General features: G+C 66.3%; 12 protein-coding genes. All 12 read left to right on the top strand.

Annotated elements, in window-relative coordinates; all coding sequences use genetic code 11:
* Positions 1–89 precede the first annotated feature (89 nt).
* The 12 genes from bchF (at position 90) to acsF (ending at position 13,480) form a co-directional block, all read left to right on the top strand.
* Positions 90–569 carry a 2-vinyl bacteriochlorophyllide hydratase gene (gene bchF / locus BOO69_RS19290; protein WP_071974024.1) on the top strand — a complete coding sequence of 160 codons (480 nt, stop codon included), beginning with the start codon at positions 90–92 and terminating at the stop codon, positions 567–569.
* Positions 566–1,858 (top strand): ferredoxin:protochlorophyllide reductase (ATP-dependent) subunit N, encoded by a 1,293-nt coding sequence (locus tag BOO69_RS19285; protein ID WP_071974023.1) that lies wholly within the window; start codon positions 566–568, stop codon positions 1,856–1,858. Before bchF ends, BOO69_RS19285 begins: the two co-directional genes overlap by 4 nt.
* On the top strand, positions 1,855–3,417 hold the full coding sequence (gene bchB / locus BOO69_RS19280) for a ferredoxin:protochlorophyllide reductase (ATP-dependent) subunit B (RefSeq protein WP_071974022.1): 1,563 nt from the start codon (positions 1,855–1,857) through the stop codon (positions 3,415–3,417). The genes BOO69_RS19285 and bchB overlap by 4 nt, the downstream gene beginning before the upstream one ends.
* The gene (locus BOO69_RS19275) at positions 3,407–6,952 is read left to right on the top strand and encodes a cobaltochelatase subunit CobN (RefSeq protein WP_071974021.1); all 3,546 of its coding nucleotides are present in this window, start codon (positions 3,407–3,409) and stop codon (positions 6,950–6,952) included. The genes bchB and BOO69_RS19275 overlap by 11 nt, the downstream gene beginning before the upstream one ends.
* Positions 6,953–6,971: 19 nt before the next feature.
* On the top strand, positions 6,972–7,871 hold the full coding sequence (gene bchL, locus BOO69_RS19270) for a ferredoxin:protochlorophyllide reductase (ATP-dependent) iron-sulfur ATP-binding protein (RefSeq protein ID WP_071974020.1): 900 nt from the start codon (positions 6,972–6,974) through the stop codon (positions 7,869–7,871).
* Between the two features lie 17 nt (positions 7,872–7,888).
* Positions 7,889–8,611, top strand: a complete 723-nt coding sequence (gene bchM, locus BOO69_RS19265) for a magnesium protoporphyrin IX methyltransferase (RefSeq protein ID WP_071974084.1) — start codon at positions 7,889–7,891, stop codon at positions 8,609–8,611.
* The gene (locus BOO69_RS19260; protein ID WP_071974019.1) at positions 8,608–10,035 is read left to right on the top strand and encodes a PucC family protein; all 1,428 of its coding nucleotides are present in this window, start codon (positions 8,608–8,610) and stop codon (positions 10,033–10,035) included. The genes bchM and BOO69_RS19260 overlap by 4 nt, the downstream gene beginning before the upstream one ends.
* Positions 10,036–10,068: 33 nt before the next feature.
* Positions 10,069–10,842, top strand: coding sequence for a photosynthetic reaction center subunit H (puhA, locus tag BOO69_RS19255; RefSeq protein WP_071974018.1), 774 nt, complete (start codon positions 10,069–10,071; stop codon positions 10,840–10,842).
* A 61-nt stretch (positions 10,843–10,903) separates the two neighbouring features.
* A complete protein-coding gene (gene puhB, locus BOO69_RS19250; protein WP_071974017.1) occupies positions 10,904–11,548 on the top strand; it encodes a photosynthetic complex putative assembly protein PuhB in 645 nt (214 codons plus the stop codon).
* A 4-nt stretch (positions 11,549–11,552) separates the two neighbouring features.
* The gene (gene puhC, locus BOO69_RS19245; protein WP_071974016.1) at positions 11,553–12,023 is read left to right on the top strand and encodes a photosynthetic complex assembly protein PuhC; all 471 of its coding nucleotides are present in this window, start codon (positions 11,553–11,555) and stop codon (positions 12,021–12,023) included.
* 21 nt (positions 12,024–12,044) lie between these two features.
* Positions 12,045–12,341, top strand: a complete 297-nt coding sequence (locus BOO69_RS19240; RefSeq protein WP_071974015.1) for a hypothetical protein — start codon at positions 12,045–12,047, stop codon at positions 12,339–12,341.
* Positions 12,338–13,480, top strand: coding sequence for a magnesium-protoporphyrin IX monomethyl ester (oxidative) cyclase (gene acsF / locus BOO69_RS19235; protein WP_071974014.1), 1,143 nt, complete (start codon positions 12,338–12,340; stop codon positions 13,478–13,480). The genes BOO69_RS19240 and acsF overlap by 4 nt, the downstream gene beginning before the upstream one ends.
* Positions 13,481–13,489: the final 9 nt, after the last annotated feature.

The following is a 13,489-nucleotide window of genomic DNA, read 5'->3' as shown; positions in this document are numbered from 1 at the left end:
CTGACACCACTGCATGCGTGTAAGTTAAAGTTGACACATCGCGAGGATACTGCCAAATTTCAGGAAGGACTCAAGGCCTGGGGAGAGCCATGAAAACCAGCACTTCAGCACCCGGCACACTCTACACTCCCGCCCAGAAGGCGCGGCGTGACGCCAGCGTCTGGACCCTCGTCCAGGGTATCCTTGCCCCGGTTCAGTTCCTCGTTTTTCTCGTGTCACTGGTGCTGGTCTGCCGGTATCTCCTCACCGGCGAGGGCTACGCGCTCGCGACCGGGTCGATCGTTCTCAAGACCGGCTTCCTCTACCTGATCATGGTGACAGGGGCGATCTGGGAAAAAACCATCTTCGGCCAATGGCTGTTCGCCGATGCCTTCTTCTGGGAGGACGTGTTCAGCTTCGGCGTCATCGCCCTGCATACCCTGTATATCTACGGGCTGTTCCTTGGCGGGTTCGCCCCCATGAGCCTCATCGTGATCGCCTTGGCGGCCTATGCCGCCTACGTCGTCAACGCGGGCCAGTTTCTTTGGAAACTGCGCATGGCGCGGCTCCAGCCGGAGACGCCCGCATGACCGAACAAACCCCTCCGCCCCCGACCACAGGCTGCCGGACCGCACCCGTCCTGAAGCAGCGCGGCCAGCGCGAAGTCTTCTGCGGCCTCACCGGCATCATCTGGCTGCATCGCAAGATCCAGGATGCCTTCTTTCTGGTGGTCGGCTCGCGCACCTGCGCACACCTTCTGCAATCCGCCGCCGGCGTGATGATCTTTGCCGAACCGCGATTCGGTACCGCGATTCTCGAGGAATCGGATCTCGCCGGCCTGAACGACGCGCACGCGGAACTTGACCGGACCGTCGAACAGTTGCTGGCACGGCGTCCCGACATCCGGCAGTTGTTCCTTGTCGGCTCCTGCCCGTCCGAGGTCATCAAGCTGGACCTCAGCCGCGCCGCCGAACGTCTGACCCAGCAGTTCGCGCCCAAGGTGCGCGTGCTCGAATATTCCGGATCCGGGATCGAAACTACCTTCACCCAGGGCGAGGATGCCTGCCTTGCCGCGATGGTGCCCGTCCTTCCGTCGTCTGACACGCGGGAGCTTCTGGTGGTCGGCGCCCTCCCCGACGTGGTCGAGGACCAGATGCTGGGCCTTTTGGCCGATCTGGGCGTGGGGCCCGTCCGCGTCCTGCCCGCGCACCGGATCGACGACGAGGTCGGCATCGGCCCGAATACCGTCTTTGCCCTGACGCAGCCCTTCCTCGGTGAAACCCACGCCGCGCTTGAACGGCGCGGCGCGCGCCACATCGCAGCGCCCTTTCCGTTCGGCGAGGAAGGCACCACCGCGTGGCTTGCCGCGATTGCCGCGGCGTTCGACGTCCCGGAAGAGACATTCACACGGGTGACCGAGGCGCCCCGCCGCCGCGCTCGCGCCGCGATTGCCCAGGCGGCGGCACCGCTGCGCAACAAGTCGGTCTTCTTCTTTCCCGACAGCCAGCTCGAGGTGCCGCTCGCGCGGTTCCTGACGCGCGAATGCGCGATGTCGGCGGTCGAGGTGGGCATGCCCTACATCCACGACGCCATCCATGGCCCCGATCTCGACCTCCTGCCGCAGGGACCGCAGATTTCCGAAGGCCAGGACGTGGATCTCCAGCTCGACCGCTGCCGCGCGGCGCGGCCCGACCTGACGGTCTGCGGCCTCGGCCTCGCCAATCCGCTTGAGGCGGAAGGCCTGTCGACGAAATGGGCCATCGAACTCGTCTTCACGCCCGTGCATTTCTATGAACAGGCCGGAGACCTCGCCAGCCTGTTCGCCCGGCCGCTGCGGCGCAAGGCGATCCTGTCGCCAAGGGTGGAGGCGGCGGAATGAAGCTGACGGTCTGGACATACGAAGGCCCGCCGCACGTCGGCGCCATGCGCGTCGCGACGGGCATGAAGGGGCTGCATTACGTCCTGCACGCGCCGCAGGGCGACACCTACGCGGATCTGCTCTTCACCATGATCGAACGGCGGGACCATCGCCCGCCGGTCACCTATACCACGTTTCAGGCACGCGACCTCGGGTCGGACACGGCGGGCCTGTTCAAGAAAGCCTGTCAGGACGCCTACGACCGCTTCCGACCCGAGGCGATCATCGTCGGGGCATCCTGCACGGCGGAGTTGATCCAGGACGATCCCGGCGGGCTGGCCGAAACGATGGGCCTGCCTATTCCGGTGATCCCGCTGGAATTGCCCAGCTACCAGCGCAAGGAAAACTTCGGCGCGGACGAGACCTTCTTCCAGATCGTCCGGCACCTGGCCAGGCCGATGGAACGGACGGCACGCGTGTCATGCAATCTGCTCGGGCCGACGGCTCTGGGGTTCCGCCACCGCGATGACGTGGCCGAGATCACCAACCTGCTCTACGAACTGGGGATCGAGGTGAACGTCACCGCCCCGATGGGGGCCACGCCCTCGGACATCGCGCGGATGGGGCAGGCGCACTTTAACGTGCTGCTCTATCCCGAAACCGGCGAACAGGCCGCCCGCTACTGCGAACGGACCTTCGGCCAGCCCTACACGAAAGTGGTCCCCATCGGGACAGGCGCGACCCACGACTTCATCGCGGAGGTGCGGGCGCTGTCGGGCTCAGACGCGCCGCTCGACACCAACCGCCTGCGCCAGACATGGTGGTCCGCGTCGGTCGACAGCACCTACCTTACCGGCAAGCGGGTCTTCATTTTCGGCGATGGAAGCCACGTGCTGACAGCGGCGCGCATCGCCCGAGACGAGATGGGCTTCGAGGTGGCCGGCATGGGCTGCTACAACCGCGAATTCGCCCGCCCGGTGCGCGCCCTCGCCCGCGCGTACGGGCTGGAGGCCCTGATCACCGACGACTACCTCGAGGTCGAACGCACGGTCGAGGCCCTGCAGCCGGAAATGATTCTCGGCACTCAGATGGAGCGCCATATCGGCAAGCGACTTGGCATCCCGTGCGCGGTGATCTCGGCCCCGGTCCACGTGCAGGACTTTCCGGCGCGCTATTCCCCGCAGATGGGGTTCGAGGGCGCCAACGTGATCTTCGACACCTGGGTGCATCCGCTGGTCATGGGACTGGAAGAGCATCTGCTGCACATGTTCCGCGAGGATTTCGAGTTCAACGATGCGGCAGGCCCGTCCCACCATGGCGGTCACGCACCCGCAGTGCGCCTGCACCCCGAACCTGCCTCCGCGGCAGCGCAGGCGCACATGGATCATGCCGACCGGGAACAGCCGGTGGCGGGGGGCGAGGTGATCTGGCTGGACCGGGCCGAGCGCGAATTGAAGAAGATTCCCTTCTTCGTGCGCGGCAAGGCCCGGCGCAACACCGAAAGCTATGCCGCCGAAAGGGGGCTGCGCGAGATCAGCCTCGACACCCTGTACGAGGCGAAGGCCCACTTTGCGCGATGACGTGATGCATAAGCCCTACCGCGTCGTGCTGCTGACGCTCGACCGCCACGCGGCGGGACCGGCAGCGCGCGCCACGCCCCGGCTTGTGCAGGATTTTCCGGGCCTGAAACTGGTCATCCACGCCGCGGCGGAGTGGGACAAGGACCCCGCCCGCCTCGAAGCGGCGCGCGCCGACATCGCGCGGGCCGACATCATCCTGTCGTCGGTCATCTTCCTCGAAGAACAGGTTCAGGCGATCCTGCCCGCGCTTCGGGCCCGTCGCGACCAATGCGACGCCATGATCAACATCATCGCGGACCAGCAGATCGTCGGCCTGACCCGCATGGGCGAACTCGACATGTCGCGGCCCGCATCCGGGCTGATGAAACTGCTGAAGAAGCTCAAGCCCGCCGCAAGGCCCGGCGCCTCTGCGCGGGACATGACAGGCATGCTGCGGCGGCTGCCCAAGATCCTGCGCCTGATCCCCGGCAAATCGCAGGATCTGCGCGCCTGGTTCCTGGCGATGCAGTACTGGCTGGGCGGCTCGGACGAGAATATCGAGAGCATGGTACGCTTCATCCTGTCGCGCTATGCCGTCTCGCGGCCCGAATGGCTGGGCGCCCGCGCCGCGCTGCCGGTGGCATATCCCGAAGTGGGCCTCTATCACCCGGACCTTCCCGGCAAGGGCATCACCGAGGACCGCGATGCGCTGCCGATGCGGGGCGACGGCCCGGTCATCGGGCTGCTGATGCTGCGCAGCTACATCCTCGCCGGGGACACCGCGCATTACGCCCATGTCATCCGCACGCTGGAAAAGCGAGGGATGCGGGTGATCCCCGCCTTCGCGGGCGGGCTGGACGGGCGGCCCGCGATGGCGGCGCATTTCGGCGGTATCGACGCCATGGTCTCGCTCACCGGCTTCAGCCTTGTCGGCGGCCCGGCCTACAATGACAGCCCCGCCGCCGTGGAGGCGCTCGCCGCGCTCGACGTGCCCTACCTTTCCGCCCAGCCACTGGAATTCCAGACGCTGCACCAGTGGGCCACCGGCAACCAGGGGCTGAGCCCGATCGAATCCACGATGCTGATCGCGCTGCCCGAAATCGACGGCGCCGCCAGCCCCACGGTTTTTGCCGGGCGGCACGGGCCTGACGGATGCACCGGCTGCTCCCACCGCTGTGCCGGCGTCGGCACCGACAAGGCGATGGCGCCCTGCATCGAACGCATCGACGCGCTGGCGGACAAGACACTCCGTCTCGCCCGTCTGCGGCGCAAGGCCAACAGGGACAAGTCCCTCGCCATCGTGCTCTTCGGCTTCCCGCCGAATGCCGGGGCCACCGGCACCGCCGCCTACCTGTCGGTGTTCGAGAGCCTTTACAACACCCTGCACCGCCTCGCCCGCGAGGGCTACGACCTGGAACCGCCGGTCAGCGTCGAGGCATTGCGCGCCACCGTGCTGCAGGGCAACGCCCGGACATATGGTCAGGATGCCAACATCGCGGCCACGCTCGACGCGGATCGGATCGTCTCCCGCACACCCTGGCTGGACGAGATCGAAGCGGTCTGGGGCCCCGCCCCCGGCAAGAAGCAGTCCAACGGCCGCGAGGTCTTCATCCTCGGGGCGCACTTCGGCAAGGTCTTCGTCGGCGTACAACCCGCTTTCGGCTACGAAGGCGACCCGATGCGGCTGATGTTCGAGGGCGGTTTCGCCCCGACCCATGCCTTCAACGCCTTCTACCAGTACATCAAGCACGACCTCGCCGCGGACGCGGTGCTGCATTTCGGGATGCACGGCGCGCTGGAGTTCATGCCCGGAAAGCAGAACGGGCTCTGCGGTGCGGACTGGCCGGAACGGATGATGGGCAATCTTCCGAACATCTACCTCTACGCCGCGAACAATCCGTCCGAGGCGACGCTGGCGAAACGCCGCAGCAACGCGGTCACGGTCACCTACCTGACGCCACCGCTGCAACAGGCCGGGCTCTATCGCGGGTTGGCCGACCTCAAGGACAGCCTGCAACGCTGGCGCGCCCTGCCCTGCGACGACCCGGCGCGGGACGGCATGCGCCAACTCATCGCGGCACAGGCCGAGGCGGTGAACCTCGACGGCACGGACCCCGATACGCTCTGGCTCAAGCTGCTGGAAACGGAATCCGCGCTGATCCCGGACGGGCTGCACATCGTAGGGTCGACCCCCGATGCGACCGCCCGCGCCGAGCTTCTGGACCTCATGAGTTTCCGCGATGCCGACCATCGGGCGGAAACCGATGCGATCCTCGCGCAGGACCACGAACTGCCGGCCCTGATGCGCGCGCTCAACGGCCAGTTCATCCCGCCCGTCCCCGGCGGCGACGTGATCCGCGCCCCCGAGATCCTGCCGACGGGCCGCAACATCCATTCCTTCGATCCGTTCCGGATGCCCACCGCCTTTGCCATGACGGATGGCGCGCTGCAGGCGCAGGAGCTGATCGACACGCACAAGTCACTCCCCCGCACCGTCGCGCTGGTGCTCTGGGGCAGCGACAACATCAAGTCCAACGGCGTGCCGATGGCCCAGGCCCTCGCGCTGATGGGCGCCCGGCCGCGGTTCGACGCGCACGGTCGGCTGTGCGGGGCCGACCTGCTGCCGCTCGCCGAACTGGGGCGCGCGCGGGTGGATGTCATCGTGACCCTGTCGGGCATCTTCCGCGACCTGTTGCCGTTGCAAACCCGGCTGATGGCCGATGCCGCGCTGCAATGCGCCATGGCCGACGAACCGCTGGCGCTGAACCCGATCCGCGAACATGCCCTCGCCTACATGGAAAAGCACGGCTGCGACATCGAGACCGCGGCGCTGCGGGTCTTCTCGAATGCAGAGGGCGCCTACGGATCGAACGTGAACCAGCTGGTCGATGCCTCGGCCTTCGCGGACGGCGACGATCTGGCCGATGCCTACCAGGCACGCAAGAGCTTTGCCTACGGCATCGACGGCGCAGCGACCCGGCAGTCGGCCCTGCTTCAGGACACGCTGCAACAGGTGGACCTCGCCTACCAGAATCTCGAATCCGTCGAGCTGGGCGTCACGACCGTGGATCACTACTTCGACACGCTCGGCGGCATCGCCTCTGCCGTCAAACGGGCCAAGGGCAACGATCTCACCCCGATCTACATCGGCGACCAGACCCGTGGCAGCGCCACGGTGCGCACCCTGCAGGACCAGGTCGCGCTGGAAACCCGCGCCCGCAACCTGAACCCCCGCTATTTCGAAGGGCTGCTCAAGCACGGCCACGAGGGCGTGCGCCAGATCGAGGCGTCGATCACCAACACGCTGGGATGGTCCGCGACCACCGGCAAGGTCGAACCCTGGGTGTATCAGCAGCTTTCCGAAACCTTCGTTCTGGACGAAGCCATGCGCAAGCGCCTCGCGGATCTCAATCCGCAGGCGTCCATGCGCATGGCCAACCGCCTGCTCGAAGCCTCCGATCGCGACTACTGGAAACCGGACGACGCGACCCTTGCGGCGCTGCAATCGGCAGCGGACGCCATCGAAGATCAACTAGAGGGCATTGCAGCCGAATGACCTCAGGGAAGGACAACACATGAGCCCACTCGACAAAGGCATCCCGCATCTGCGCGGCCAGGACGGTGAAGGATCGGTGCAGGTGCATCAGGACGAAAGCGCCAGGATCGAAGGCGCCAAGGTCTTCAGCGTCTACGGCAAGGGCGGGATCGGCAAATCGACCACCTCGTCGAACCTGTCGGCGGCCTTTTCGATGCTGGGCAAGCGGGTCTTGCAGATCGGATGCGACCCCAAGCACGACAGCACCTTCACACTGACCGGCTCGCTGGTGCCGACGGTCATCGACATCCTCAAGGAGGTCGATTTCCACCCCGAGGAACTGCGCGCCGAGGACTTCGTCTTCGAAGGGTTCAACGGCGTGAAATGCGTTGAGGCAGGCGGCCCGCCCGCGGGCACCGGCTGCGGCGGCTACGTCGTGGGCCAGACGGTCAAACTGCTCAAGCAGCACCACCTGCTGGAAGACACCGACGTGGTGATCTTCGACGTGCTGGGTGACGTGGTCTGCGGCGGTTTCGCCGCGCCGTTGCAACACGCCGACCGGGCGCTGATCGTGACCGCCAACGACTTCGACAGCATCTATGCCATGAACCGCATCATCGCGGCCGTGCAGGCAAAATCGGCCAACTACAAGGTCCGCCTTGCCGGCTGTGTCGCGAACCGGTCGAAAGACACCGACGAGGTGGACCGCTATTGCGCCACCGTGGGGTTCAACCGCATCGCCCATATGCCCGACCTCGACGCCATCCGCCGCTCGCGGCTCAAGAAGAAGACCCTCTTCGAGATGGACCTCGATGACGAGATCGCGGCGGTACAGAAGGAATACATCCGCCTCGCGGAGACCCTGTGGAACGGCACGGAGCCGCTGGCGCCCGCGCCCCTCCCCGACCGGGAAATCTTCGAGCTTCTGGGATTCGATTGATGAGCGATGCCGCCGACATGAAGGGTAACGTCATCCTCGGGCCCCGGCCCGGCATCTCCGGTGACGACACGCCCGCCTACCTGCGGACACGCGACCGCGTCGAACATTATTTCGACCGCACCGCCACCCGCACGTGGGAGCGGCTGACCTCGGACGCGCCGGTCTCGGGCATCCGCGCCACCGTGCGCGAGGGGCGCGACCGGATGCGCGCGCTCATCCTGTCGCAACTGCCGTCCGACCTTGACGGTGCGCGGGTGCTGGACGCCGGGTGCGGCACCGGTGCGCTGGCCTTCGAACTGGCGGAAAGGGGCGCCCAGGTGGTGGGTGTCGACATCTCGCCGCAACTGGTGGCCATCGCAAGGCGGCGCCAGCCCCGGCACTTGGAACACCGGCTCGACTTTCACGCGGGCGACATGCTGGACCCTGCCCTCGGCAGCTTCGACCACGTGGTCGCGATGGACAGCCTGATCTACTACGCCGCCCCGGATATCGCGCGGATGCTGGCCAACCTGTCGCCGCGGCTGCGCGGCAGCATGATCCTGACGGTCGCGCCGCGTACCCCGTTGCTGATGCTGATGTGGCGGGCGGGCAAGCTGTTTCCCCGGTCCGACCGGTCCCCGAGCATGGTGCCCCACAGCCCCGCGCGCATCGCACACGCGCTGGCCGGCGGTCGGCTGCGCGACCTAGGGCGGATCACCTCGGGCTTCTATATCTCCAACGCGCTGGAGTATCGCCCATGATCCCCCGCCGCCTGATCAAGAACGCGGGCCTGCGGATGCTGCCCTTCTCCGACGCGGTATCCGAGCAACTGCCGCTGAACCAGCTCTTGCGGCTTTCGCTGTTCCAGATCAGCGTCGGGATGGCGTCGGTCATGCTGCTGGGCACGCTCAACCGCGTGATGATCGTCGAACTGGGCGTGATGGCCTGGATCGTGGCCGTGATGATCGCGATCCCGGTGCTCGTCGCGCCCTTCCGCGCACTGCTGGGCTTCCGCTCGGACACGCACAGATCCGCCATCGGGTGGAAACGCATCCCCTACCTCTGGTTCGGCTCGCTCTGGCAATTCGGCGGCCTCGCCATCATGCCGATGGGCCTTCTCGTGCTGTCGGGTGACCAGGTCGCGGGCCCGGAGTGGGCCGGCGAGGTGGGCGCGGCGCTGGCCTTCCTGCTCACCGGGCTGGGGATGCACATGACCCAGACCGCGGGTCTGGCACTGGCCGCCGACCGCGCGAGCGAGGAAACCCGGCCCCAGGTCGTCGCCCTGCTCTACGTGATGTTCCTCGTGGGGATGGGCCTGTCGGCCGTGCTGATCGGCACGCTGCTGCGGGATTTCAGTGCCCTCCGCCTCGTGCAGGTGGTTCAGGGCGCCGCCGTCGTCACCATCGTGCTCAACCTGATCGCGCTCTGGAAACAGGAAAAGGTCGCCCCCATGACCAAGGCGGAACGTGCCGCCCCGCGGCCGCTTTTCCGCGACGCATGGCGCGACCTGACCGAAGGGTCGGAGGCAGGTCGCCTGCTGGTGGTCGTCTTTCTGGGAACGCTGGCCTTCAACATGCAGGATGTCCTGCTCGAGCCCTATGGCGGCGAAATCCTCGGCCTGTCGGTGTCCGCCACGACGCTGCTGACCGCGATGTGGGCCGTGGGCGCGCTCTTGGGGTTCGGCCTCGCCGCGCGATGGCTCAAGGCGGGGATACAGCCGCACCGCATGGCGGCACGCGGGATCCTGTTCGGGCTGATGGCCTTCTGCGCGGTGATCTTCGCCGCCCCCACGGGCAGCACGCTGCTGTTCTTCTCCGGGGCCTTCGGCATCGGTCTGGGCGGCGGGCTCTTTGCCGTGTCGACGCTGACCGCCGCCATGGCGATCGAGACGCGCGGCATGGCGGGCAAGGGTCTGGCGCTCGGCGCATGGGGCGCGGCACAGGCCACCGCCGCCGGGCTTTCCATCTTCATCGGCGGCGCGCTGCGCGACGTGATCAACGCCGCCGCGGTCGATGGCCGGCTGGGCGAGGCGCTGCAATCGGCCAGCACCGGCTACTCGGTGGTCTACCACATCGAGATCGGCCTGCTGTTCGCCACGCTCGTCGCGCTTGGCCCGCTGGTACGGGTCCGCGCCCTTTCCGAACCCGTCTCCCGGCCCATGGGGCTGGCGGACTTCCCGACATGACGACGATTCAAATACACCACGGAGGACTACAACATGGTTGGCACTGACTTCTTCGGCAACTTCGATCTGGCAAGTGCCGCGATATGGCTCTTCTGGATCTTCTTCGCCGGTCTCATCTACTACCTGCAGACCGAGAACATGCGCGAAGGCTACCCGCTTGAAACGGACGATGGCGCGATCGCGCCGAACCAGGGACCGTTCCCGGTTCCCAAGGACAAGACCTTCATCCTGCGCGACGGTCGCGGCGAACTGACCGTGCCTTCGGGCCAGCATCCGGACCGGCAGGTTCTGGCACTGCAACGCACGTCCAAGGCGGCCGGGTCGCCCTACGTACCCACCGGCGACGCGATGATGGACGGCGTCGGTCCCGCCGCCTGGGCACCTCGGCGCGATGTTCCCGAACTGGACGCCCACGGTCATGCCAAGATCAAGCCGATGTCGGCGCTCGCCGATTTCACCGTCTCTGCCGGGCGCGACCCGCGCGGCAAGCCGGTCGTCACCGGCGACGGAGAGGTCGTGGGCCGCGTCACGGACATGTGGATCGACGTGCCCGAACAGCTGGTCCGTTACCTGACGATGGACCTCAACCCCGAAGGCACCGGCCAGACACGCCTGATCCCGATGAACTTTGCCAAGGTGGGATCGGACAGGGTCACCATCCGGTCGCTCTATGCCCACAACGTGGCCGATATCCCGACGATCGGCGGCGGTGACCAGATCACCCTGCTCGAAGAGGAAAAGGTCATGGCCTATTTCGGCGGCGGCACCATGTACGCCGATCCCCGCCGCCAGGAACCCAAGTTCTGATCTGACCACTCCCCGTGCCGGTCAGCCGCCGGCACGGGACCAAGACCCGAGGGATAGCACCATGCACCACGATGATTTCAAGTTCGAACCCGTCCACGGCCTTCCGGAAGCCTTGCCAGCCGACGAGCACATCCTGTGGCAGGGTCGGCCGGACAGCCTCCGCCTGGCCATCGAAGCCTGGAAACTGCGCTGGGTGCTGGGCTATTTCGCGGCGCTGGCGGCGATCCGGGTGATCCTCTCCACCGGCTTTGCCCCCCTGCCCCAGGCGCTGTTGACCGGCATCCCGTTCATCGTCGCCGGCACGCTGGCGGCACTTGTCATCCTCGGGATGGCGACCGTGCAGGCGCGCAGCACCGTCTACACGTTGACCAACAAGCGCGTGGCGATGCGGATCGGCGCGGCCCTGACCATGACGCTGAACCTGCCCTACGTCTGCATCGGAAACGCCGCCGCCCTCGTTCGCCGCAACGGCACCGGCACCATCAGCTTCGAGCTGATCGGCGACACGCGGCTCAGCTACATCATGACGTGGCCGCACGTCCGCCCGTGGCAGATCCGCCGCGCCCAGCCGGCGCTGCGTGCCATCCCCGACGCGGCCAAGGTCGCCGCCATCTTCGCCGAGGCGGCGGAAACCCGCGTCTCGCAACCGAAAGTCGCGAAACTTGCGCCAGATCAAGGCGCGACCGCGCCGATTGCGGCGGAATAGTCCCATGGCCCATCAGACATCCTCACTCGCCAACCAGATGAAGGCCCGCGACCGCGAAATGGTCCCGCGCACGCTGGTGATCGCCATGTTCTCTCTCATGGCGGCCGCACTGGCGCTGGTCGCCTTCGACCAGCTGACCGGGCAGCCCCTGCGCGGCGTGGTGCCGCACAGCCCCATCGCGGCTGAACGCAGCATCACGCTGGAAGGCACGCGCAGCGACGGTGTCGCCGTGCTCGACGACGCCGGCCGGCAGATCGCGTTCTCGGCCGAGGAAAAGTCCGGTTTCATCGATGTGATCTGGGTCTCCGTCACGCGGGAGCGCAAGGTGCAGGGCGTCACCGGCAACCCGCCTCTGACCCTCGCCCGGCGCGAGAACGGTCACACCGCCATCATCGACCCCGCAACCGGCTGGTCCATCGACCTGATCGGATACGGGGCAGACAACGTCGCAGCTTTCGCCAGGCTGATCGACTGAACCAAGGAAAGGGACAAGGAAATGGGATTTCTGACAAGATCAAGGGAACAAGCCCCCTGCAGGGTGACGATTTCGCATCGCTTCGAGGAACTGTCGGCACACGTCAAGTTCCTAAACGGCGCGGTGGTCAACCCCGGTGATACCGTCTTGGTCCACGGGGCCGAGATCATGGCCCCCTACGGTGAAATCGTCGAGGAGGACCGGACCGCGACCATCACGCGCGCCAGCGGCATCGAACGGTTCTGGACCCGCTGGACCGGCGATTTCGAATTCATGGAACTGTGCGAATTCTCCTTCTCCGAAGAGGTGCTGTCATGAACGCCCACGCCAAGACACCCACCACCCACTCCGCTTATGCTGCCACCGCGGAAGAAGCCATCGCGGCGCAGGACGCGCTCGACGGACCGATGACATCGGAGCGCGCGACAGAGGTGGCGATGCAGAACACCCTGCTCACCCCGCGCTTCTACACCACCGACTTCGACGAGATGGACGCGATCGACGTGACCCCGGTCCGCGGGGAATGGGACAAGCTGATCGCGCAGATGAAATCCGACCCCAACAAGGGCCATTTCAAGAAGAACGAGGACTGGGACACCGTGGACTGGGACGGGATGGAGCCCCGCCTGAAAGCCGAGTTCACCGACTTCCTGATCTCGTCCTGCACCGCCGAATTCTCGGGCTGCGTGCTTTACAAGGAGATGAAGCGCCGCGGCACCAACGAGGACATCACGACGCTGTTCCAGCTCATGGCACGGGACGAGGCGCGGCACGCGGGCTTCATCAACGACGCCCTGCGCGAGGCCGGTATCCGGGTGAACCTCGGCTTCCTGACGCAGGCCAAGAAGTACACCTATTTCCGGCCCAAGTTCATCTATTACGCGACCTACCTCAGCGAGAAGATCGGATACGCCCGCTACATCACGATCTACCGCCACCTCGAGGCACATCCCGAGCACCGCTTTCACCCGATCTTCAAGTGGTTCCGCGAGTGGTGCAACGACGAGTTCTCCCACGGCGAGGCCTTTGCCCTGCTGATGAAGACCGACCCCAAGCTGACGCAAAGCTTTGCCAACAAGCTCTGGATCAAGTTCTTCCTGACAGCGGTCTATTCCACCATGTGGGTCCGCGACCATCAGCGCCCCGTGTTCCACGACGCGCTTGGCGTGGATGTCACATGGTACGGGCAGGAAGTGTTCCGCAAGACCTCCGAGATTTCCCGGCAGGTCTTCCCCATCACGCTCGACATCGACCATCCGCGCTGGCGGCCTAACCTCGACCGGATGGAGGCTGCCTCGCGCCAGATCTCCCGCGCCAAGCAACGCGGAGGTATCGCGGGGATGCTGTCGCGGATCGGCGGCATGGCCAAGGCCAGCTTCGCCTTTGCCGCGATCTTCACCATTCCCGCCCAGAAGAACGCGGTGCCCGACAGCCCGCGTCTGCAACCGGCCTACTGAGGAACCGCC

This window comes from Sulfitobacter alexandrii (assembly GCF_001886735.1).
GTDB lineage: Bacteria > Pseudomonadota > Alphaproteobacteria > Rhodobacterales > Rhodobacteraceae > Sulfitobacter > Sulfitobacter alexandrii.
This window is presented reverse-complemented; position numbering and strand designations above follow the sequence as displayed.